Genomic DNA, 21,729 nt, shown 5'->3' on the forward strand with positions numbered 1-21,729 from the left:
GACGATGCCGCGTCCGACCATCGGATGGCGCGCGCCCGTTTCGGGGAATGAGGCGAGCGTGCCGCCGACGTTCCCCACGCGTCCCCTGGAGTCGGTACCCGATGCCTTTGCCCGTGTTCGTCCGGCGCCGCCGCGCGCCGGTGTTTTCCGTGTTGGCCGTCATGGCGCTGACCGCCTGCTCCGCACCGTCCGACGACACGGACGACGCGCCGTTCTGGAGTCGCGCGCGCGTCGCGTCGGCCTCCCCGGCGGGGATGGCCGGTGGCACGGCCACGACGGCGTCCGCCGAAGCGCAGGCCGCTCCGCCGCAGAACATCAATATCGACCCGGTCCCGTCCGGCCGCTATCGCATCGTGAGCGTGGCGAGCGGTCTGTGCATCGAGGTCCGGGAGGGGAGTGCCGCCAACGGCACCCCGCTGGTGCAATCGGTCTGCGATGCCACGCTGCACCGGCAATTCTTCGATATCGCCGAGACGACGACAGGGCAGTACCGACTGCGCAACCTGGCCACACAGAAGTCCGCCGACATTCCCGCAGGATCGGGCGCCGACCACGTCACCGTGCAGCAGTGGGAGGACAACGGCAGCGGCGCGCAGCGGTTCCGCCTGCAGCGGATCGACACCAGCGACCGGTACCGCGTCGTCAACGTCAACAGCGGAAAGTGCCTGGGCATCACCGCCGCGTCCACCGCGGCGGGCGCCGTACTCGAGCAGCTCACGTGCGCGGCGGTGCCGGCACAGCAGTTCCACCTGGGCGCGGGCGAGCCCGAAGCGGTGCGGCAGAACGGGTCGCAGCCGCTGTTGCCGCCGCCGCGGCCGGTGCCGCCTTCGGCCACCTACCAGCCGCTGCTCTGGCCCGACGATGCCGCACCTGTGCACTTCACGCAGGACGATGGCACGCTGGTGACGCATGTCGGCGGGCGCGTGCGCGATCGGCATGCGCGCGAACCCATCGTCGACGACAGCTACCAAGTGTTCCCGCCGCAGTATTTCGAACGGCGCACGCACGAGATCGTGATCCACGACGATGCGGTGCCCGGCACGTCGGGCGAGCAGCGCATCCTGACCGTCGTGGTCAGGCCGCAGCACTACTGGTACGGCACCAATTTCCGGCACGGCTACATCGGCCGGCGCAGCGAGGATCCGCTGGCGCCTACCTCGGTCGCCCTGTACGCGGACAACGGCGGCATGAAGCTGCTGCCTGGCGGCGTGGTCGGGCAGACGCCGATCACCGGCTACGCGCAGCTCGGGCAGGACCCCGGCAGCAACTACACGCCGCCGGCCGGCACGCCGGGCAACGCCTTCGTGCTGGTCAAGGAGATCCGCACCGCCGCCAACGAATCGCACCGGCCGCTGCGCAAGGGCGACCTGGTGGAGTTCGAGCTGGGCATCTTCCTGGCCGGCAACCCCGACCTCATCGGGCGCTTCAACTACTACGCCGAAGCGCTGGTCTACCGAGCGGGATCGCACGGCATCGTGTCCTGGTTCCGCGGGCCCGGCTACGGCGTGCAGCGTCCGCTGGACTCGCTGGCCATGCCGGGCGAAGCACTCAGTGCCGGTCCGTGGATGACGCTGCACGAGGACACATCCAGCGAGCCGTTCCGCATGCTGCAGCAGGCGTCGCACAACATCGCCGGCTACAACATGCAGTCGTGGGCCGAAGGACGCCGGCTGATCCATACCTCGTTCGCCAGCGGTCGCCATTCCGAGGAGAGCAACACCGTCTTCGCTGCGCATGCCGGCAAGGCGGCGCCGCGCTTCTCGCAGACGCGCTGCGTCGACTGCCACACCGGCAACGGCCGCAGTTCGCCCGTGGTCGGTGCGCCGCTGAACCGCCTGGGCGTGTTCGTCGGGGTGGCGGGTGCGGGCACGCAGGCGCCGGATGCACGCTTCGGCTTGCGCCTGCAGCAGGGCACCTATCGCGAAGCCGGCGCCAACCTCGACGGGCGCGAAGCCGAACTGGTGCTCACCGGGTACACCGAGCTTCCGGGCCGCTATGCCGATGGCAGCGGTTATGTGCTGCGACGCCCGACCTATGCGCTGCGCGACCGTGCCGGTCAGCCGCTGGCGATGCCGACGGCGCTGTCGGTACGCGTGGCGCCCTCGCTGATCGGCCTGGGTCTGCTGGAAGCCGTCCCCGAGCAGCAACTGGAGCGCCTGGCGCTGGCGCAGCAGGGTGATTCCGATGGGGTCGCCGGGCGGCTGCAGGTGGTGGCCGATGCGCGCGATGCAGGACTCAGCCGCGTCGGACGGTTCGGTTGGAAAGCGGGCACGGCGACGCTGGAACAGCAGGCATCGCTCGCGTTCAACACCGACATGGGCGTCACGTCACCGCTGATGCCATCGCTGGAATGCGCACGCGTCAGCCAGGGCACGGCGTGTGCACAGGTCGACAACGGCAGCGCAACACTGACGGCGGCCGACATCCACCAGACCACGCTCTACCTGAGTCTGTTGGGCGTGCCGCCGCGACGCGACTTCGACAATCCGCTGGAACAGGACGCCCAGGCGCGCGCCCGGCAGCTGCGCGTGAAACGCGGTGCGCAGCTCTTCGACACCGCGCGATGCAGCACCTGCCACGTCCCGGAACTGCGCACGGGCCACCACCGGTTCGTCGAACTGCGTTACCAGACCATCCGGCCGTACACCGACCTGCTCCTGCACGACATGGGGCCGGACCTGGCCGACACCTACGTCGAAGGCCGCGCCACCGCCCGAGAGTGGCGGACCGCGCCGCTGTGGGGCCTCGGCCTTGCGTCCAGCATCGATCCGAACGTGCGCTACCTGCACGACGGTCGCGCCGCCACGCTGGAGGAGGCCGTGCTGTGGCATGGCGGACAGGGGACGGCGGCGAAGCAGCGGTTCGAGGCGATGAGCGCCGAGGACAGGCGTGCGCTGGTGGATTTCCTCAGGTCGTTGTGACCCCGCGCTGTCCTGCCGGCGATCAGCGTCGGCCGGGACAGTCCTGCTTCGACAGTCGCGCCAATGCGCGTGCCAGCGCGGTATCGGCATCGAATCCGTCGGCCTTGGCCGCGAGGTGGCGAAAACGGTCGGCGAAGCGTTCCGGACGACATGTGGGGTCGTAATACGACGGACCTTTCATTAGCGCGATGAGGAGCAGTTCCTCTTCGGGCACCAGGTCCCGCAGGGGCCGTCCATACCAGACCTTCGCCGCCTGCTCGATGCCCGTCGCGTTGCGGCCGAACCCGCTCTCCGCCAACACCGTGTCGACCATCCGTCCGATGCTCCATGTGCGACTGACGTGAATCGTGGCCGCCAGGTGGCTGAGGTGCCAGTGCGTAGCGGCCGACTGACCTGCATCTCGTCGTATCACCAGAGCGCGGCCTGCATGGCCGAGCAGTCGCAGCTGGTGACCGAGGGGTTCGCGTTGCCGGCCCGAGTAGTGCCAGAGCCAGTAGCCCCAGATGCTGACGGGGTTGAGGCGTGGCACGTCCTCGATGGCGCCTGCTTCAACGTCCAGATAAAGCGCGCGCAACGCCGGCGTAGCGCGGTAGCGATTCGGATCGAGGTCGTCGGGAAGTCCGGAAGCGCCGTAGGCATGCAGACCGAAGCACAACCCCGTGACGAGTGTCGCAACTGCCAGCAGGATCCCGAGGGTGGCTCTGAGCCAGGCCATCCCCCGTGCGGACTCAGGCCGCTTCGTAGGCGCCGTAGCCGCGCAGGCGCTCGTAGCGCTTCTGCAGCAACTGATCGACCGGCAACTGGTCCAGCGCATCCAGCTCATTGAGCAGCACGGCCTTCAGGCGGACCGCCATCTGGCGCGGGTTGCGATGCGCGCCGCCGATGGGCTCGCGAACGACCTTGTCGACCAGGCCCAGGCCATGCAGGCGCTTGGCGGTCAGGCCGAGTTGTTCGGCCGCGTCCTTGGCCTTGGCGGCGTCTTTCCAGAGGATCGACGCGCAGCCTTCCGGCGAGATCACCGAATAGGTGCCGTACTCGAGCATCAGCGTACGGTCGCCGACGCCGATGGCGAGCGCGCCGCCGCTGCCGCCTTCGCCGATCACCGTGCAGATGATCGGGATCTTCAGTTCGGCCATTTCCAGCAGGTTGCGGGCGATGGCTTCCGATTGCCCGCGCTCTTCCGCGCCCACGCCCGGGTATGCGCCAGGCGTATCGATGAAGGTCAGCAGCGGCAGCTTGAAGCGCTCGGCCATCTTCATCAGGCGCAGCGCCTTGCGATAACCCTCGGGACGCGGCATGCCGAAGTTGCGCGCGATCTTGCTCTTGGTGTCGCGCCCCTTCTGGTGGCCGATGATCATCACGCTGCGGCCGTCGATGCGGCCCAGGCCGCCGACGATGGCGGAGTCGTCCGCGAACGCGCGGTCGCCGGCCAGTTCCTGGAACTCGTCGCAGAAGACCTTGATGTAGTCCAGCGTGTAGGGGCGCGCCGGATGGCGCGCCAGCTGCGATACCTGCCACGGCGACAGGTCGCGGAAGATCTGTGCCGTGCGCACGCGCAGCTTGTCCTGCAGCGCATGGACCTCGGCATCGACATTCACCGCCGGGCCCGTGCTGGCGGCGCGCAGGTCCTGGATCTTGGCTTCCAGATCGGCGATGGGCTGTTCGAAATCGAGGTAGTTCGGGTTCATCTGCGGGCCATGGGCCGGAAAGGGGGAAAGTGTAGCCGAAGCGCTCCAGCGGTCACGTACGGGGGGGTAGGGCCGCCATCGCGCACGCGCAGCGCGTCAGTTCGCCCAAGGACGGCTGAAAGCGGGCTTGGCCGCGCGCACGCCCGGCATCGCGCGCAGGGCATCGAGCAGTTCGGCATCCACGCGCACGGCCTTCTGGCCGTTGAGGTCCAGCATGCCGGCGATGGCGGCGCCGTCGGTCGCCATCAGCAGGTCCAGGCGCAGGGGCGTGCCGCCCGGGCGGTGGCGCGACAGCAGCGCATCCACGCGCTCCCACAGGCCGGGCACGCGCAGGTCCAGCCGCAACTGCAGGCGCTGCGCGTGCTGCTGGCAGAGCTGGGCGTAGTCCCACACCTGTCGGATGCGCAGGCTGTAGCCACCGCTGAACTCGTCCTCGCGCAGTCCACCCTTGATGACCAGCACGCGATCGCGCGTCATCAGCGCGCCGAACTCCGCCAGCGCATCGGAAAACGCACTGCATTCGATGCGGCCACGGCCGTCTTCCAGTTGCACGAAGACCTGGCTGTCGCCCTTGCGGCGGATGCCCACCACCTGGCCCGCGACGATGGCATTCACTTCGGGACGCCAACCCTTCTTGTCGCCGCCGGACGAGCTGGACCAGATGCGGTCCAGCTCGCTGAGGTCGTTGCCGACCAGCGAGCGAAGGTCGTCGCGGTACGGGTCCATCGGGTGGCCACTGAGATAGTGGCCCAGGGTCTCGCGTTCGCCGTGCAGCACCTGCATCAGCGGCCATTCGTCCGTGACCGGCAGCTCCACGTGGATGTCGTCGCCGCCGCTGCTGGAACCGAACATGTCGACGATGCCGGCATTGCGGTTCTTGCTGATCTGGTCGATGGCCTTCAGCACCTCCGGCAGCTGCAGCGCGAGCGAGGCGCGGTTGCGACCCAGCGCGTCGAGCGCACCGGCATTGATCAGCGCTTCCAACGCGCGCTTGTTGAGCCTGGAGGAATCGACGCGCTTGCAGAAATCGAACAGGTCGCGGAAGTCCCCGCCGTCCTTGCGCGCCTCGACGATGCTCTCGCACACACCCTGGCCGACGCCCTTCACCGCGCCCAGCCCGTAGCGGATGGTGTTGGCATCGGTCGCGACGAACATGAAGTCCGAATGGTTCACATCCGGCGGCAGCACGTTCAGGCCCAGGCCGCGCGCTTCATCGAGGAAGCCGACGACTTTCTCGGTCTTGTCCATGTCCGACGACAGCGTGGCGGCCATGAACTCGGACGGGTAGTGCTTCTTCAGCCACGCCGTCTGGTAGGCGACCAGCGAATACGCGGCGGCATGCGACTTGTTGAAGCCGTAGCCGGCGAACTTCTCCATCAGGTCGAAGATTTCATCGGCCTTGCGCTCTTCCACGCCGCCCTTGGCGGCGCCCTCGCGGAAGATCTCGCGGTGCTTGGCCATTTCGGCCGGCACCTTCTTGCCCATCGCACGCCGCAGCAGGTCGGCGCCACCCAGCGAATAGCCGCCGACGATCTGCGCCATCTGCATGACCTGCTCCTGGTAGACCATGATGCCGTAGGTCTCTTCCAGCATGGTCCGCGTGCGCGGGTCGGGATACTCGAATTCCTCGCGGCCGTGCTTGCGCTCGACGAACGACGGGATCATGTCCATCGGGCCGGGCCGGTACAGCGCATTCAGCGCGATCAGGTCCTCGAAGCGGTCCGGCTTGGCTTCCTTCAGGGCCCGCCGCATGCCGGTGGATTCGAACTGGAACACCGAGCCGGTGTTGCCGTTGGCGAACACGTCGCGGTAGACGCTGGCGTCGTCGAGCGGGATGGTGGTGATGTCGACCGGCGGCACGCCCGCGCGGGCATGCCGTTCGTTGATCGCCTTCACCGCCCAGTCGATGATGGTCAGCGTGCGCAGGCCCAGGAAGTCGAACTTCACCAGGCCGACGGCCTCCACGTCGTCCTTGTCGAACTGGGTGACCGGATTCTTGCCGCGACCGCCTTCGTCGTGTTCGGCGAAGAGCGGGCAGAAGTCTGACAGCGGCGACGGCGCGATCACCACGCCGCCGGCGTGTTTGCCGGCATTGCGCGTCAGGTCTTCCAGCTGGCGCGCGAGGTCGATCAGGTCGCGGACATCGTCCTCGTCGCGGTAACGGTCGATCAACTCCTGCGACGCGGCTTCGCTGCTGCCTTCGCCCATCGCATCCTTCAGCGACACGCCCAGGATGTTCGGGATCAGCTTGGCGACACCGTCGACCAGCCCGTACGGGAAGCCGAGCACGCGGCCGGCGTCGCGCACCACGGCCTTCGCCGCCATCGTGCCGTAGGTGATGATCTGGCTGACGCGGTCGCGGCCGTACTTGCGCGCGACGTAGTCGATCACCTCGTCGCGCCGGTCCATGCAGAAGTCGATGTCGAAGTCGGGCATCGACACGCGTTCCGGGTTGAGGAAGCGCTCGAACAGCAGCCCGTACGGCAGCGGGTCCAGGTCGGTGATCTGCAGCGCCCACGCCACCAGCGAGCCGGCACCGGAGCCGCGACCGGGTCCGATCGGGATGCCGTGGTTCTTTCCCCACTGGATGAAGTCGGCCACGATCAGGAAGTAGCCGGGAAAGCCCATCTTGCAGATGGTGTCGAGCTCGAAGTCCAGCCGCCGCTCGTAGTCCTCGCGCGTATGACCGGGCGCGAGCGGATTCTTCTCCAGCCGCGCCTTCAGGCCGTCGTGCGACTGGCTGCGGATCCAGCTGTCGAGCGTTTCGTTGTCCGGCACCGGATACGCAGGCAGGAAGTACGTGCCCAGCCGCATCTCGATGTTGCAGCGCTGCGCCAGCGCCAGCGTATTGTCGATCGCGTCGGGGACATCGGCGAACAGTGCGGCCATCTGGTCGGCCGACTTCATGTACTGCTCGGCGCTGTATTCGCGCGGCCGCTTGGGATCGTCCAGCACGCGGCCGGAGGCGATGCACACGCGTGCTTCGTGCGCGTCGAAATCATCCGGCGACAGGAACCGCACATCGTTGCTGGCGATCACCGGCAGGCTGCGCGCACCGGCGGCGTGCAGTGCGAACGCATTGAACGCTTCTTCGCCGTCGCGCTGCGTCCGCGTCAGTTCCAGGTGCAGGTCGTCACCGAAGGCGCGCTGCCAGTCGGCCAAGTGCTGTTCCGCCAGGTCATGGCGACCGGTCAGCGCGAGGCGTCCCGCGAGGCTCTGGCGACCCATGATCGCGAACAGGCCCTGGTGGTCGTGGCGCAGCCAATCGGGGTCGATGGCGACGCCATCGGTGCGATGGCCTTCCATCCATGCGCGCGACAGCAGGCGCGACAGCGACAGGTAACCCTCCCGGTCGCGGCACAGCAGCGTCACCGGCCACGGCGCATCGTTGCCGTCGGCCACCAGCAGGTCGGCGCCGGCGATGGGCTTGATGCCCACGCCCTCGGCGGCCTTGTAGAACTTCACCAGCGCGAACAGGTTGTTGCGGTCGGTCACCGCCAGTGCCGGCATGCCCAGTTCCACCGCCCGGCTCAGCAGGTTGGCCTGCTTGGCCTTCTTCGGGTCGGCATGATCCGGTTTCTCGGGTACGCGGATGATCGAATCCGCAAGCGAGAACTCGGTGTGCAGGTGGAGGTGGACGAAACGGGAAGACATGCCGACTCGGGGTACTGTCGGGGCAGCGTACCGGCGGGGGTGGGGTGGGGCAAGGCTTGACATTCCGGGTGCGCGGAACGGGCCGGCGGGGACGAAAAAAAGCCGCCCGGGGAAGGCGGCTCAGGGGAAAACCCGAGGGGTCGGGTGGGGTGGGCGCCGCTGCGTGGGCGACGCCGGAGTGTCAGTGGATCCGGAACATCGGCACCGGTTCCGGGACATAGCTGCTGAAGCGGACGTGGCGCAGGTGGGATTCCAGCGCGGCTTCGGCGGTGCGCGCGGCTTCCCAGTCGGCACGGGTGTAATGCAGCGCGTCGGGTGCGCACCCCTGCAGTTGCGCTTCGAGGCTGCGCAGGCGGCGGAAATCCAGATAGCGCGCGGTTTCGTCGGCGACCAGCAGCCAGGTGGCTTCGTCCAGCGGATGGGCGTCCGCGTTCCGAAGCAGCGCCGCTGCGTGCTGCAGCCGGGCGCGAAGAATCGGGGACTGCGTCCAGTCGCGGTCCGCCAGCAGGCTGCGCAGCAACTGCACGCGTGCATCTTCAACGGGATGGGGCGGGGCGGACGCGACGGGAATGGGATCGGGCAGGCTCATGGCGCACCTCATGGGGGAAGAGGCTCCTGCGCAGGGAGTGCAGGATGCAGGGCCATGGTGCCGGCGCGTGGGCACGGACGCGCCTGCAGGAAGCCACCGTGACGATGGACACCGTGCCGGTGGTCATGCGCGGGGGTCCGCGCGTCAGCGCCGGTTGAAGGCCTCGCGCACGGGCGCGAAGCTGCGCCGGTGGTGGACGCAGGGTCCGTGCTGCGTCAATGCGGAGAGATGCGCGGGCGTGGGATACCCCTTGTGCACATCGAAGCCGTACTGCGGGAAGGTGGCGTGCAATTGCACCATCAGCCGGTCGCGCGAGACCTTCGCCAGGATCGATGCCGCCATGATCGCCGGCTCGATGGCATCGCCGCCCACCAGCGTCTCGGCCATGCAGCCCAGTCCCTTCGGCGCGCGGTTGCCATCGATGCGGACCAGCTCCGGCAGCGGCTGCAGCGCCGCGATGGCACGGCGCATGCCTTCCAGCGTGGCCTGCAGGATGTTGAGCCGGTCGATCTCGTCGGGCTCGACGAAGACGACCCGCCAAGCGAGCGCGCGCTCCTGGATCAGCGGGAACAGCGCCTCGCGCCTGGCTTCGCTGAGTTGCTTGGAATCGTTCAGGCCTTCGATGGGGCGCGACGCGTCGAGGATCACGGCTGCAACCGCCACGGGCCCCGCGAGGGGTCCCCGACCTGCTTCGTCCACACCGGCAACCAGACGGACGACAGGATCCGGGAACAGTGACGCCGAGGTCATCGTGGAATGCTCCTTGTAGCAGCGACGTCAGCCGCGAACGCGGAAACGACATCCACGCGGATGTTCCCCAGGGCAAGAGAGGGTGCGGAGGGGCCCTGTCCGTCGGGCGATGCGGAGGCAGCGGAAATCATGGTGGCCGGTCGCGACTCACGTCGCTCCTGCTGGGGGACCGATCAACTCCGCCACCGCCTCGGCGGCACTCGCTGACGCATCCTGGCGCAACTGAGCGTGCAACCGCTGGTAGACAGGCTGAAGGCCGGCGACGGCCTCCGGTTCGAGGAACCAGTGGAGGACGGCGGAGGACAACGCTTCCGGCGTGCAGTCGTCCTGCATCAGCTCCGGCGCGATGTCCTCGCCTGCCAGCACGTTCGGCAGGGCATAGCGCTCGACCTTCAGCAGGCCCAGCCCCTTGACGATGCGGTAGGTCAACGGTGCGATCCGATAGCCGACCACCATCGGCCGCTTGCAGAGCATGGCTTCCAGTGTCGCAGTGCCCGAAGCGAGCAGGACGACATCGCTGGCGATCATCGCCTCGCGTGCACGGCCGTCGAGCAGGCGCCATGCCGTGTCGGCGCCCTGCGCGGCGAGCTGTGTTTCCAGAGCCTGGCGGCAGGCGGCGTTGGCGGCCGGTACCACGATCTGCAGGCCGGGCGTCTGGCTGGCGACGCGGCGTGCCGCCTCGAAAAAGTCCGGCGCCAGGCGACCGATTTCGCCAAGGCGGCTACCGGGCAGCACGGCGAGGACCGGGGCATCGAGTGGCAGGCCGAGCGCAGCACGTGCTGCCGCACGATCCGGGTGCAGGGGAATGTCGTCCGCCATCGGATGACCGACGAAGCGCGCATCGATGCCATGCCGGGCGTAGATCGGCGGTTCCATCGGGAACAGGCAGAGCACCCGGTCCGCGCTGAGGCCGATCTTCTCGGCGCGTTTCTCGCGCCACGCCCACACCGAGGGACTGACGTAGTGCACGGTGCGCACGCCGCGCACCTTCAGCCAGCGCTCGATGCCCAGGTTGAAATCGGGCGCATCGATGCCGACGTAGGCGTCGGGTTTCCAGTCCAGCACGCGTTGACCGAACGCCCTGCGCAACCTCAGCAGCCGGGGAAGATGGCGCAGGACCTCGGCCAGGCCCATCACGGCGAGTTCGTCCGCGGCCCACCAAGTGTCGGCGCCGGCGGCGCGCATCGCGTCGCCCCCGATGCCGGCGAATTCGGCGTGCGGGAAACGCTGTTTCAACGCGGCGATCAGTCCGGCCCCGAGGCCGTCGCCGGATGCTTCGCCCGCGCACAGCGCGATGCGGAGCGGCCGGGCCGCGGGTGTCGCGTCCATCAGCGCTGCAACGGCCGTTCGCCGCTGTCGATGAAGTGCAGCAGCGCCTTGACGTCTTCGCTGGCCTGCGCCTGTTCGGCGAGCTGTTGCTTGGCTTCCGCCAGGGGCAGGCCGGCGACGTACAGCGTGCGGTAGGCGCGCTTGATGGCGGCGATGCGTTCGGCATCGAAGCCACGCCGCTTGAGGCCTTCGCTGTTGATGCCGCGCGGACGCCCTGCCGCGTCGCCGGCCACCATCGTGAACGGGGGCACGTCGCCGCTGAGCAGCACGCCCATGCCGATGAACGCGTGGGCGCCGACGCGGCAGAACTGGTGCACGCCGGCGAAGCCGCTCATGATCACCCAGTCCTCGATCGTGACGTGGCCGGCCAGCGTCGAATTGTTGGAAAACACGCAGTGGTTGCCGACGATGCAGTCGTGCGCCACGTGCGTATAGGCGAGCAGCATGTTGTCGCTGCCGACACGGGTGATGCCTCCGCCGGTGCCGGTCCCGCGATTCACGGTGACGAATTCGCGCACCTGGTTGCGGTCGCCGATGACGAGTTCCACCCGCTCGCCCTTGAACTTCTTGTCCTGCGGGTCGCCACCGATCGCGGCATGGCCGACGAAATGGTTGTCGCGGCCGATCCGCGTCGGCCCGGTGACGGAGCAATGCGGGCCGATCACCGTGCCGTCGCCGATCTCGACCTCGGGACCGACGTAGGCGAACGGACCGATGCGCACGCCTTCACCCAGCATCGCGCCGGGATCGATGACCGCGCTGGGATGGATGGCGGTGGGGGCGCTCATCTCAGCGGGTGTCCTCGGCGCACAGTACGTCGGCGCAGGCGACCTGTTCGCCGTTGACCGACGCCACGCCGGTGTAGAAGGCCATGTTGCGGATCAGCCGCTTCAGCGTGACGTCCAGGTCCAGCCGGTCGCCGGGCACCACCATGCGGGTGAAGCGCGCGTTTTCCACCTTCACCATGTAGAACATCCGTCCTGCAGTGTCGCCCTGGTGCGAAAGCTGCGTCAGCAGGCCGCCGGCCTGCGCCAGTGCCTCGATGATCAGCACGCCGGGCATGATCGGGCGGTCCGGGAAATGGCCGGTGAAGAAGGGCTCGTTCTGGGTGACGTTCTTGTACGCCAGCACGCGCTTGTCCTTCTCGAACTCCACCACGCGGTCGACCAGCAGGAACGGGTAGCGGTGCGGCAGCAGTTGGCGGATGGTGGCCGAGTCGACGGGCAGTTGCAGGTCCAGGGTCATCAGGTTTCCTTGTCGGCCGCCAGCACGCGTCGTGCCAAGGCGTCCAGTTGCTTGAAGCGCGCGGCGTTCTTGCGCCAGGTACGGTTGTCGGTGAGCGGCGTGCCGCTCGAGTATTCGCCGGGTTCGGTGATCGAGCTGGTCACCAGCGACATCGCGGTGACCACCACGCGGTCGCAGATCTCGAGGTGGCCGAGCACGCCTGCCGCCCCGCCGATCAGGCAATAGCGGCCGATGCGTGCGCTGCCGGCGGCGGCACTGCACCCGGCCATCGCCGTGTGCGCACCGATGCGGACGTTGTGGCCGATCTGGATCTGGTTGTCGAGGCGGACGTCTTCCTCCAGCACGGTATCGTCCAGCGCGCCGCGGTCGATGGTGGTGTTCGCCCCGATTTCGCAATCGTCCCCGATCACCACGCCGCCCAGCTGCGGCACCTTGATCCAGTGCCCGCTGTCCATCGCCAAGCCGAAGCCGTCGGCGCCGATCACGGCGCCTGGATGGACCAGGACGCGCTGGCCCAGGCGCACGCGCGTGACCAGGGTGACGCGCGCGACCAGTTCGCAGCCATCGCCGACCACGCAGTCGTCGCCGACGATGCAGCCCGGGCCCAGCACGCTGCCTTCGCCGAGCGTGCTGCGTGCGCCGACCACGACGAAGGGGCCGACGTGCGCGCCCGGCGCAATCCGCGCTCTGGGATCGACCACCGCGCTCGGGTGGATGCCGGGTGCGCGGGCGGGCTTGTGTTCGAACAGCGCCGCCATCTTCGCGAACGCGGTGTAGGGGTCCTTGGCGACGAGCACGGTGCCGGCCGCATCGGTGGCGTCCTCGGCACGCAGCACCACCAAGCTGGCCCGGCTGTCCGCCAGCTGCGCGCGATAGCGGCTGTTGGCGAGGAACGCCAGCTGGCCCGGCTCGGCACGCGCCAGTGTCGCCACGCCCTCGATGGGCAGGCCGGCGTCGCCGCGCAGCTCCAGTCCGAAGCGGGCGGCCAAGTCGCCGGAAGTGAAGGAGGGCAGGGTCATAGGGCGCGTAGTTTAGCCCCACCGCCCTGGAACCGCTCCACGGGGGCGTATGGTGGAAACGAAGACGGGGAGCTTGCGCCCCCCGTCAGGTCGTCATGCCGGACCGGAAGCCCGCGTCAGAACGCGCCGCCGAAGGTGAACTGCAACCGCTCGAGCTCGTCGCCCTCTTCCTTCTTGATCGGGAAGGCGTAGCTGATCGAGATGGGACCGACCGGCGCGCGCCACAGCAGCGAGATGCCCGTGGAGGCGCGCAACTGGCCGGCGTCGAAGTTGTCCACGCCGTCGAACACGTTGCCGAAGTCGAAGAACGCCGCGATACGCGCCGCGTTGGAATCGAACAGCTTCGGGAAGATCAGTTCCACCGAGCCGGTGGTCTTCAACGAGCCGCCCAGCGGCTGGCCGCGATAGCCCGAGATGACCTCCGAGCGCGGACCCAGCGTGTTGTCGCGGAAACCGCGCACCGAGCGCGTACCGCCGGCATAGAAGTTCTCGAAGAACGGCAGGCCGGTCGCCACCAGGGTGCGGTCCAGGGTGCCGCCATCCGCACACGTGCCATCCGCGGCCGGCGGCGTGGTGGTGCCCTGGCCGGGGATCTGCGGATCCGAGCCGTTCCCGCGGCAGATGTACCGGTAGATGTCGGAGCCGTAGCTGTCGCCGTAGCCGATCTCGGCACGCGTGTTCAGCACCAGCGCCGGGCTGATCGACCAGTACTTGGAGAACTCGTAGTTGAGCTTGTAGTACTCGACCGTGGAACCCGGCAGCGCGATTTCCGCCGACACGCGCTGGTAGGTGCCGCCCGTCGGCATGAAGTAGTCGTTGCGCGTGTCGCGCGCCCAGCCCAGCTCCGTGCGCCAGGCATGGAAGGTGCGCTGGCCGACGGCATTGATGTAGTCGATGATCGATGACGGCGTGGATCCGCCGAAGGTCAGGATTTCATTGCTGTCGACGCCGAACAGCAGCGAGACGGTGTCGTTCTCGGTGATGGGCAGGCCCAGCACGCCCTGCGCCGCGGCGCTGGTGGTGGAGTACTGCGCGGTGTTGAAGTCCGAGTAGTCGAACTCGCGCCACCACAGGTTGTAGCCCAGCGACATGCCTTCGTCGGTGAAGAACGGGTTGGTGTACGAGAACGAATAGCGCTGCAGGTAATCGCTGCGCTGCGCTTCCACCGACACGCGGTTGCCGCCGCCGAGGAAGTTGTTCTGCGACAGCTGGATGGAGGTGGTCAGGCCGGACAGCTGCGAATAACCCAGGCCGAACACGAAGCTGCCGGACGTGGTTTCCTTGACGTTGAAGACCACGTCGACCTGGTCGGACGTTCCCGGCACCGGGGTGGTCTCGACATCGACCGTCTCGAAATAGCCCAGGCGGCGCAGGCGCACGCGCGAGCGGTCGACGGCCACCTGCGAGAACCAGCTGCCTTCGAACTGCCGCATCTCGCGGCGTAGCACTTCGTCGGACGTGCGCGTATTGCCCTTGAAGAGGATGCGGCGCACGTTGACGCGCGGACCCGGCACGACCTGCAGGTTGATGGCGACGGTGCGGTTTTCGCGATCTATGGTCGGGATCGGCGTGACCTGCGCGAAGGCGTGGCCGATGTTGCCCAGCGTCGAGGTGATCGAATCGGACGTCATTTCCAGCAGGATGCGCGAGAACGTCTGTTCCGGCTTCACGATCACCAACTTCTCGATCTCTTCCTTCGGCAGCACCGTGTCGCCGGTGACCTTCACGTCGGAGATCTTGTACTGCTCGCCTTCGGTGATGCCGGCGGTTATGAACATGTCGCGCTTGTCGGGACTGATCGACACCTGGGTGGAGTCGATGTTGAAGTCCACGTAGCCGCGGTCCAGGTACCAGGAATTCAGGCGCTCCATGTCGCCGGACAGCTTTTCCTTGGAATACTGGTCATCGCGGCGGTACCAGGACAGCCAGCTCGACTCCTTGGATTCCCAGTTCTCCAGCAGGTCTTCGGTCTCGAACTTCTCCGCGCCCACGACGTTGACGTGCTTGATCTTGGCGGCCTTGCCTTCCTTGACCGCGATGGTGACGTCCACGCGGTTCCGGTCCAGCGGGCTCACGGTCGGCGTGATGTCGACGTTGTACTTGCCGCGGTTGTTGTACTGGCGCACCAGCTCCTGGGTCACCCGGTCCAGGCTCAGGCGGTCGAAGGTTTCGCCCTCGGACAGGCCGATGTCCTTCAGGCCGGTCATCAGGTCTTCCGTCTTGATGTCCTTGTTGCCGGTCAGCGTCAGCTTGTTGATGGCGGGGCGCTCGGCGACCGTCACCACCAGGATGTCGCCCTGGCGGTCGAGCTTGACGTCTTCGAAGAAGCCGGTCTTGTAGAGCGCACGGATCGACTCGGCCACGCTGGCGGAGGTGACGACGTCGCCACGCTCGATGGGCAGGTAGGTCAGCGCGGTGCCGGTCGAGATGCGCTGCAGGCCATCGATGCGGATATCCGTCGCGGTGAACGATGCGCTGCTCGACGGCGCGGCGGCCACGGGCGCGGCAGCGGGTTCCGTCGTCTGGGCCAGTGCCGGCATGGCGATGGCCGAAGCCAGGGCGAGGGCAAGCAGGCGGCGGGAAGGCAGTCGCGTCATCGTTACATCCGGTTGGGGTGGTTCCTGCGGGGCAGGAGTGGACTGCAGGGCAGCGGTCCGGGGTGTTGCCAGGGGAAGGGTGGCGGCCTTTGGGCGGGCCGGCCCGAAGAAGTTCAGGGGCATCAGGTCACCAGACGCGTCATCAGACGCAGGATGTCGTTGTAGAACGCCAATCCCATCAGGCCCGCCAGCGCGGCCAGGCCCACATATTGTCCGGCCACCATGTGGCGCTCGCTCAAGGGGCTGCCCTTGACCAATTCAATAAGGTAATACAGCAGGTGCCCGCCGTCCAAGACGGGGATCGGCAGCAGGTTGATGATGGCCAGGCTGAGGGACATGGCCGCCAGGAACCACAGGAACCAATCCGGACCCCGTTGGGCCGAGACATTGGCGACCTGCGCGATGGTGATGGGACCCGACACGTTCTTCAACGATGCGTCGCCCGTCAGCATGCGGCGGATCATGCCGAGGGAGTCGCTGGTCAGCTTGCCCGTCTCGCGCACGGCCGCTGGAAGAGCGGCGACGGGGCCGAAGTGGAGTCGGGCGTCGTAAGCGGGCATCGTCCGCTTGTCGGGAGGGGCGAGACCGAGCGCCCAATAATGCCCTTTGCCGGCGTCGGGGTGCTTGGTCCAGCGCGGCGCAAGCTCGAAGGCCAGCCGCTCGCCTGCCCGGTCCACCTCGATCATGGCGGTCCCGCCGCGCTTGCCGAGGGCATCGACCTGACGGGCGATATCGTCGAAGCCATGCACCAGATGACCATCCACCGCGGTGACGGTGTCGCCAGGCTTGAGGAAGCCGTCCGCGACGGAGTTGGCTGCGACCTTGCCGATGGTGGCCGGCGTCACCCAATGCTGCCAGACCAGTCCAGTCAGGCCGACCGTGTTTTCCTGGTCGAACCCGTCCGGCAGTCGCGACAGCGGGAGCGTGACGAGGCGCGTGGTGCCGTCTGCGGCTTCCACCTCAAGGGGAACGTCTTCGCCGTCGATGGCAGCCTTGGTCAGTACGATCGATGCATCAGTCCACGTGTCGATCGTGCGGTTGCCGACGTGCAGGATCCGGTCGCCACGCTTTAGGCCGGCATCGGCGGCGATGCCCGACACGCTGCCCACCGTGGCCGAGTAGTCCTGCTTGCCGATCACGAACATGACCCACAGCAGGAGCACGCACAGCAGGATGTTGGCCAGCGGACCCGCCGCCACCACCGCGATGCGCTGCCACACGGACTTGCGGTTGAAGGCCTGGTCGAGCTGGGCGGCGGGGACGTCGCCCTCAGCTTCGTCCAGCATCTTCACGTAGCCGCCGAGTGGAATAGCGGCCACCGCGAATTCGGTGCCGTGGCGATCGCGTCGGGACCACAACGGCTTTCCGAAGCCCACCGAGAAGCGCAGCACCTTCACGCCGCAACGGCGTGCGACCCAGTAATGGCCGAATTCATGGAACGTGACCAACACGCCCAGTGCCACGATCATCCACCAGATTGAGCCCAGCACTTCACTCATCGGATGTCGGCGCTCATCGGGAAAGGTGGCTTGCGAGGTTGCGTTCGGTCAGCCGGCGAGCCTGTGCATCCGCTGCCAGCAGCACCTCCAGCGAATCCGCCGGCGCCGCAGGCAGCGCAGCGAGGGCGTCCTCGACCAGCGCGGGGATGGATAGGAAACCGATGCGGCCCTGAAGAAAGGCTGAAACGGCGACTTCGTTCGCCGCGTTCAGCACGGCGGGGGCGGTGCCGCCCGCCGCCATGGCGTCCCAGGCCAGCCGCAGGCAGGGGAACGCGTCGGTGTCGGGCGCTTCGAACTCCAGGCGCGGGTGGGCCAACAGGTCGAGCCCACCCACCCCGGATGCGATCCGTTCGGGCCAGCCGAGGCCGACCGCCAGCGAGGTGCGCATGTCGGGCAGGCCGAGTTGCGCCAGCGTCGAGCCATCGACGAATTCCACCAGCGAGTGCACCAGGCTCTGCGGATGCACCAGCACGTCCAGCCGCTCGCGTCCGACACCGAACAGGTGGTGGGCTTCGATCAGCTCCAGGCCCTTGTTCATCAGGGTGGCCGAATCGACCGAGATCTTCGGCCCCATCGACCATTTCGGATGCGCGACGGCCTGTTCGCGGGTGACCTGCGCGAGTTCGGCGCGGCTGCGTCCGCGGAAAGGTCCGCCCGACGCGGTCAGCACGATGCGGCTTACGTCGGCCTGAGCCTGTCGTGAACGCAGGCACTGGAAGATGGCGTTGTGCTCGCTGTCGATCGGGATGATCTCGGCGCTCGCCGCGTCCGCCGCAGCGGTCACCAGTTCGCCGGCGAGCACCAGCGACTCCTTGTTCGCCAGCAGCAAGCGCTTGCCCGCGCGGGCCGCCGCCAGGGTCGAGGACAAGCCGGCCGCTCCGACGATCGCGGCGACCACGACCTCACAGTCGGGCGCGGCCACCAGCGCGTCGAGGGCGGCCACGCCGGCATGCGCGCGCGTCGCCAGGCCGGCATCGGCCAGACCGTCGCGCAGGCGCGCGTAGAGGTCGGCGTCGGCGATCACCGCGTGGTCGGGTCGATGCGCTGCGCACAAGGACAGCAGCGCGTCGACGTTGCCGCCGGCTGCCAGCACGCTGGCGCGGTAGCGGTCCGGATGGCGCGCGATGACGTCCAGCGCCGACGCGCCGATCGAGCCGGTCGCGCCCAGGACGGCCACGTTGCGGGAGGCGGGCATGGACATGCTCAGAACCCGAAGACTTCCTTGCCCAGTACGAAGATGGGCAGGGCCGCCAGCACGCCGTCGATGCGGTCGAGCACGCCACCGTGGCCCGGGATCAGGTCGCCCGAATCCTTGGCGCCGACATGCCGCTTGAGCAGGCTTTCGAAGAGGTCGCCGACGACCGAGAACAGCACCGTGAACACCGCCACGACCAGCACGCCGGGCAGGTGTCCGGCGCCTGCGCCGGCGATCAGCGCACCGGCCACGGCGACCACCATGCCGGCGACCAGGCCGCCCAGCAGACCTTCCAGCGTCTTGTTGGGGCTGATCCGTGGTGCCAGCTTGCGGCCGCCGAACCAGCGACCACCGAAGTGACGGCCGGCGAAGTAGGCGCCGCTGTCCGCGGCCCACACGATGGCCAGCGCGACGAACAGCCAGATGTGTCCGTTCGGCTGCGACGAATGGATCAGGCCGAGCGCGCACCAGGCGGGCACCACGGCCAGCGTGCCGGCCGCCAGCTTGAACACCCGCGCCCAGGTCTCGTGGTCGGAGGCGAAGGTGAAGAAGCGCAGCCACAGCAACGCCAGCAACCACCATCCCACGCCGACCAGCGCCATCAGGCGCAGCGGTACCAGGTCGGTGGCGTCGCCCGAGCCACGCGAGGCCCATACCAGCGCCACCATCACCAGCAGGTTGGCGGTCAGCAGCACCGTGCGCTGCAGGGTGTCGTCGATTTCGGCGAGCTTGAACCATTCCCACAGGCCGACCAGGAACACCAGCGCCGCCAGCATGGCCAGCCACGAGGTGGGCAGCAGCAGGATCGCCCCGATGGCGAACGGCGCCATCACCAGTGCGGCGATGACACGGGTGCGGGTGGCGCTCATGCGGGGTGATCCTCGGTGGCGCTGCCGGCGACCTGGGCGCTGGTCAGGCCGAAGCGGCGCTCGCGCTGCGCGAAGTCGTCCAGCGCGCGCTGCAGCAGCGCCGCGTCCAGGTCGGGCCACAGCACATCGGTGAACCAGAGTTCGGTGTACGCCAGCTGCCACAGCAGGAAGTTGCTGACGCGGTGGTCGCCACCGGTGCGGATGAACAGGTCGGGCGCGGGCAGGTCGGCCAGTGCCACCTGCGAGCCGAGGGCGGCTTCGTCGATGTCTTCGGGTCGCAGCCGGCCGGCGGCGACCTCCGTGGCCAGTGCCCGCGCGGCGTGCGCGATGTCCTGGCGCCCGCCATAGCTGGCGGCGATGACCAGGTGCAGGCGTCCGTTGGCGCGGGTCAGTGCCTCTGCGGCGTCCATCCGCGCGCGGATGTCGGTCGAGAAGCGGGCCCGGTCACCGATGAAGCGCACGCGCACCGAGCGCCGGTGCAGTTCGTCGACCTCGCGGTCCAGCGCGTTGAGGAACAGTTTCATCAGCGCACCGACTTCCTCTTCCGGACGCCCCCAGTTTTCGCTGGAGAACGCGAACAGGGTCAGCGCGCCGATACCGCGCTCCAGGCAGAAGTCGATGCAGAGGTTGACCGCGCGTGCGCCGGCGCGGTGGCCGATCACGCGGGGACGGCGACGGCGTTCCGCCCAGCGCCCGTTGCCGTCCATGATGACGGCCAGGTGGCGGGGCACGGACGGGGAAGCGGCAGGGGACATGGCAGTCCTCAGACCGCCATCAATTCCTGCTCCTTGGCCTTCACCACATCGTCGACGTCCTTGATGGACTTGTCGGTGAGCTTCTGGATCTCGTCTTCGGTCCGGCGCTCTTCGTCTTCGGTGATCTGCTTGTCCTTCAGCAGGTCCTTGACCTGCTGGTTGGCGTCGCGGCGGATGTTGCGGATGGCGACCTTGGCATCCTCGCCTTCGCTGTGCACGACCTTCGAGAGCTCCTTGCGGCGCTCTTCCGTCAGCGCGGGCAGGTTCAGCCGGATGGTGGTGCCGGCGGTGTTCGGCGTCAGGCCCAGATCCGATGCCAGGATGGCCTTCTCCACCGCGCCGACCATCTGCTTCTCCCACGGGGTGATCGTGAGGGAGCGCGAGTCGGAGATCGTCACCGTGGCCACTTGGCTCAGCGGCATGTCCGAACCGTAGTAGTTGACCTTCAGGTGTTCCACCAGGGCCGTGGAGGCACGGCCGGTGCGCACCTTGATCAGGGTGTGGCGGAGCGCTTCGATGCTCTTGGTCATGCGCGCCTGCGCGTCTTTCTTGATGTCGTTGAGCATCGCCCTTTCCGTTGCAAAGCCTGTAAACGACGGATTATAGGGCGATTCGGCCCCGTTGCCGACCGTCAGGGGCCGGTCCGGTGCGAATGATGCGGTGCCGCATCATGCAGATCGTGGCCGCAGCCCGCGCCCCGTTCGATCTGCAGCGTGGCGTGGTTGATGCCGAAGCGATGGTCCAGCGCATGCACCGTGGCGTCGATGAACGCGTCGTGGTCGTCGTCCCGCGCCCGCACCAGGTGCGCGGTCAAGGCGATCTCGTTGGCGCCGAGGGACCAGATGTGGAGGTGGTGCACAGCCGACACGCCGGGCTGTTCCTGCAGGAATGCGCGGACTTCGTCAGGATCCACGTGGCCCGGCACCGCGTCCATGGCGGCGTCGAAACTGGCCCGCAGCAGCCCCCACGACCCGACGGCGACGACCACGGCGATCAGCAGCGCGGTAGCCGGATCCAGCCACGCCCAGCCCAGGGTCGCCATGCCGACGCCAGCCAGCACGGCAGCCAGCGACACGGCGGCGTCGGCCATCAGGTGCAGGAAAGCGCCGCGCTTGTTGAGGTCGTGCAGGTGGCCGTCCTTGACCAGCCAGGCGGCGCCGAGGTTGACCAGGATGCCGAGCGAGGCGACCACGATGACCGGTGTGGCGGGAATTTCCGGCGGCGCGCTGAAGCGTCGGAACGCTTCCCAGCCCAATGCGCCCGAGAAGACCATCAGCAGGATGGCGTTGGCCAGCGGCGACAGCAGCGTCGCGCGCCGCCAACCGTAGGTGTGGCGTCCGCGCGGCGGACGTCCGGCCAGGGCGGCGGCGCCCCATGCCAGGGCGAGCCCGAGGACATCGCCGAGGTTGTGCAGCGCATCCGACAGCAGCGCCAGCGAATTCGTGTGGAAGCCGTAGCCCGCTTCGATGGCGGTGTAGGCGAGATTGATCAGCGTGACCCACGCGAACGTGCGCGTGGCCGATGCCTGCGGGTGGGCGTGCGCCCCGTGCCCGTGGTGATGTGCGTGTCCCATGGCGGACTAGGGTGCCTGCGGCCCTGTGCGAACACTATTACAGGGG

Annotated in this window: 17 protein-coding genes; 1 reads left to right on the forward strand and 16 read right to left on the reverse strand. The window is 68.1% G+C overall.

Annotated elements, in window-relative coordinates; genetic code table 11:
- Positions 1 to 101: 101 nt before the first annotated feature.
- Positions 102 to 2,921 (forward strand): di-heme oxidoredictase family protein, encoded by a 2,820-nt coding sequence (locus CYU89_RS09240; protein ID WP_296280352.1) that lies wholly within the window; start codon positions 102 to 104, stop codon positions 2,919 to 2,921.
- 22 nt (positions 2,922 to 2,943) lie between these two features.
- Here the strand turns inward: CYU89_RS09240 and CYU89_RS09245 are convergent, their stop codons facing one another.
- The 16 genes from CYU89_RS09245 to CYU89_RS09320 form a co-directional block, all read right to left on the reverse strand.
- Positions 2,944 to 3,636, reverse strand: coding sequence for a transglycosylase domain-containing protein (locus CYU89_RS09245; protein ID WP_296280353.1), 693 nt, complete (start codon positions 3,634 to 3,636; stop codon positions 2,944 to 2,946).
- Positions 3,637 to 3,649: 13 nt separating this feature from the next.
- Positions 3,650 to 4,609, reverse strand: a complete 960-nt coding sequence (locus tag CYU89_RS09250) for an acetyl-CoA carboxylase carboxyltransferase subunit alpha (RefSeq protein WP_296280355.1) — start codon at positions 4,607 to 4,609, stop codon at positions 3,650 to 3,652.
- A gap of 96 nt (positions 4,610 to 4,705) precedes the next feature.
- Positions 4,706 to 8,263 carry a DNA polymerase III subunit alpha gene (gene dnaE, locus CYU89_RS09255; protein WP_296280356.1) on the reverse strand — a complete coding sequence of 1,186 codons (3,558 nt, stop codon included), beginning with the start codon at positions 8,261 to 8,263 and terminating at the stop codon, positions 4,706 to 4,708.
- A 181-nt stretch (positions 8,264 to 8,444) separates the two neighbouring features.
- The gene (locus CYU89_RS09260) at positions 8,445 to 8,852 is read right to left on the reverse strand and encodes a hypothetical protein (protein WP_296280358.1); all 408 of its coding nucleotides are present in this window, start codon (positions 8,850 to 8,852) and stop codon (positions 8,445 to 8,447) included.
- Between the two features lie 144 nt (positions 8,853 to 8,996).
- Positions 8,997 to 9,602 carry a ribonuclease HII gene (gene rnhB / locus CYU89_RS09265; protein ID WP_296280359.1) on the reverse strand — a complete coding sequence of 202 codons (606 nt, stop codon included), beginning with the start codon at positions 9,600 to 9,602 and terminating at the stop codon, positions 8,997 to 8,999.
- A gap of 147 nt (positions 9,603 to 9,749) precedes the next feature.
- Complete coding sequence (lpxB, locus tag CYU89_RS09270; protein ID WP_296280361.1) at positions 9,750 to 10,931, reverse strand: lipid-A-disaccharide synthase; 1,182 nt, start codon at positions 10,929 to 10,931, stop codon at positions 9,750 to 9,752.
- Entirely contained in the window at positions 10,931 to 11,719 is a 789-nt protein-coding gene (gene lpxA, locus CYU89_RS09275; RefSeq protein WP_296280363.1) for an acyl-ACP--UDP-N-acetylglucosamine O-acyltransferase, read from the reverse strand. The genes lpxB and lpxA overlap by 1 nt, the downstream gene beginning before the upstream one ends.
- 1 nt (position 11,720) lies before the next feature.
- A complete protein-coding gene (gene fabZ, locus CYU89_RS09280) occupies positions 11,721 to 12,176 on the reverse strand; it encodes a 3-hydroxyacyl-ACP dehydratase FabZ (protein ID WP_296280365.1) in 456 nt (151 codons plus the stop codon).
- Complete coding sequence (gene lpxD / locus CYU89_RS09285; RefSeq protein WP_296280366.1) at positions 12,176 to 13,195, reverse strand: UDP-3-O-(3-hydroxymyristoyl)glucosamine N-acyltransferase; 1,020 nt, start codon at positions 13,193 to 13,195, stop codon at positions 12,176 to 12,178. The genes fabZ and lpxD overlap by 1 nt, the downstream gene beginning before the upstream one ends.
- Positions 13,196 to 13,311: 116 nt before the next feature.
- Positions 13,312 to 15,792 carry an outer membrane protein assembly factor BamA gene (gene bamA / locus CYU89_RS09290; protein ID WP_296280368.1) on the reverse strand — a complete coding sequence of 827 codons (2,481 nt, stop codon included), beginning with the start codon at positions 15,790 to 15,792 and terminating at the stop codon, positions 13,312 to 13,314.
- Between the two features lie 122 nt (positions 15,793 to 15,914).
- The gene (gene rseP, locus CYU89_RS09295; RefSeq protein WP_296280370.1) at positions 15,915 to 17,291 is read right to left on the reverse strand and encodes an RIP metalloprotease RseP; all 1,377 of its coding nucleotides are present in this window, start codon (positions 17,289 to 17,291) and stop codon (positions 15,915 to 15,917) included.
- Between the two features lie 13 nt (positions 17,292 to 17,304).
- The gene (dxr, locus tag CYU89_RS09300; protein WP_296280372.1) at positions 17,305 to 18,492 is read right to left on the reverse strand and encodes a 1-deoxy-D-xylulose-5-phosphate reductoisomerase; all 1,188 of its coding nucleotides are present in this window, start codon (positions 18,490 to 18,492) and stop codon (positions 17,305 to 17,307) included.
- Between the two features lie 2 nt (positions 18,493 to 18,494).
- Positions 18,495 to 19,355, reverse strand: coding sequence for a phosphatidate cytidylyltransferase (locus tag CYU89_RS09305; protein ID WP_296280373.1), 861 nt, complete (start codon positions 19,353 to 19,355; stop codon positions 18,495 to 18,497).
- Complete coding sequence (uppS, locus tag CYU89_RS09310) at positions 19,352 to 20,110, reverse strand: polyprenyl diphosphate synthase (protein ID WP_296280375.1); 759 nt, start codon at positions 20,108 to 20,110, stop codon at positions 19,352 to 19,354. Before uppS ends, CYU89_RS09305 begins: the two co-directional genes overlap by 4 nt.
- A gap of 8 nt (positions 20,111 to 20,118) precedes the next feature.
- Positions 20,119 to 20,676 carry a ribosome recycling factor gene (frr, locus tag CYU89_RS09315; protein ID WP_296280377.1) on the reverse strand — a complete coding sequence of 186 codons (558 nt, stop codon included), beginning with the start codon at positions 20,674 to 20,676 and terminating at the stop codon, positions 20,119 to 20,121.
- 65 nt (positions 20,677 to 20,741) lie between these two features.
- Positions 20,742 to 21,683, reverse strand: a complete 942-nt coding sequence (locus CYU89_RS09320) for a cation diffusion facilitator family transporter (RefSeq protein WP_296280378.1) — start codon at positions 21,681 to 21,683, stop codon at positions 20,742 to 20,744.
- Positions 21,684 to 21,729 lie beyond the last annotated feature (46 nt).

The organism is Pseudoxanthomonas sp. (assembly GCF_002863005.1).
GTDB lineage: Bacteria > Pseudomonadota > Gammaproteobacteria > Xanthomonadales > Xanthomonadaceae > Pseudoxanthomonas_A.

What these genes read in the sequence shown, in the direction of transcription:
- lpxB (WP_296280361.1), bottom strand. Translation starts at nt 10,931, where the DNA reads ATGGACGCGACACCCGCGGCCCGGCCGCTCCGCATCGCGCTGTGCGCG.
- CYU89_RS09240 (WP_296280352.1), top strand. Translation starts at nt 102, where the DNA reads ATGCCTTTGCCCGTGTTCGTCCGGCGCCGCCGCGCGCCGGTGTTTTCC.
- CYU89_RS09305 (WP_296280373.1), bottom strand. Translation starts at nt 19,355, where the DNA reads ATGAGCGCCACCCGCACCCGTGTCATCGCCGCACTGGTGATGGCGCCG.
- dxr (WP_296280372.1), bottom strand. Translation starts at nt 18,492, where the DNA reads ATGTCCATGCCCGCCTCCCGCAACGTGGCCGTCCTGGGCGCGACCGGC.
- CYU89_RS09245 (WP_296280353.1), bottom strand. Translation starts at nt 3,636, where the DNA reads ATGGCCTGGCTCAGAGCCACCCTCGGGATCCTGCTGGCAGTTGCGACA.
- rseP (WP_296280370.1), bottom strand. Translation starts at nt 17,291, where the DNA reads ATGAGTGAAGTGCTGGGCTCAATCTGGTGGATGATCGTGGCACTGGGC.
- rnhB (WP_296280359.1), bottom strand. Translation starts at nt 9,602, where the DNA reads ATGACCTCGGCGTCACTGTTCCCGGATCCTGTCGTCCGTCTGGTTGCC.
- dnaE (WP_296280356.1), bottom strand. Translation starts at nt 8,263, where the DNA reads ATGTCTTCCCGTTTCGTCCACCTCCACCTGCACACCGAGTTCTCGCTT.
- CYU89_RS09320 (WP_296280378.1), bottom strand. Translation starts at nt 21,683, where the DNA reads ATGGGACACGCACATCACCACGGGCACGGGGCGCACGCCCACCCGCAG.
- lpxD (WP_296280366.1), bottom strand. Translation starts at nt 13,195, where the DNA reads ATGACCCTGCCCTCCTTCACTTCCGGCGACTTGGCCGCCCGCTTCGGA.
- CYU89_RS09250 (WP_296280355.1), bottom strand. Translation starts at nt 4,609, where the DNA reads ATGAACCCGAACTACCTCGATTTCGAACAGCCCATCGCCGATCTGGAA.
- CYU89_RS09260 (WP_296280358.1), bottom strand. Translation starts at nt 8,852, where the DNA reads ATGAGCCTGCCCGATCCCATTCCCGTCGCGTCCGCCCCGCCCCATCCC.
- bamA (WP_296280368.1), bottom strand. Translation starts at nt 15,792, where the DNA reads ATGACGCGACTGCCTTCCCGCCGCCTGCTTGCCCTCGCCCTGGCTTCG.
- uppS (WP_296280375.1), bottom strand. Translation starts at nt 20,110, where the DNA reads ATGTCCCCTGCCGCTTCCCCGTCCGTGCCCCGCCACCTGGCCGTCATC.
- lpxA (WP_296280363.1), bottom strand. Translation starts at nt 11,719, where the DNA reads ATGAGCGCCCCCACCGCCATCCATCCCAGCGCGGTCATCGATCCCGGC.
- fabZ (WP_296280365.1), bottom strand. Translation starts at nt 12,176, where the DNA reads ATGACCCTGGACCTGCAACTGCCCGTCGACTCGGCCACCATCCGCCAA.
- frr (WP_296280377.1), bottom strand. Translation starts at nt 20,676, where the DNA reads ATGCTCAACGACATCAAGAAAGACGCGCAGGCGCGCATGACCAAGAGC.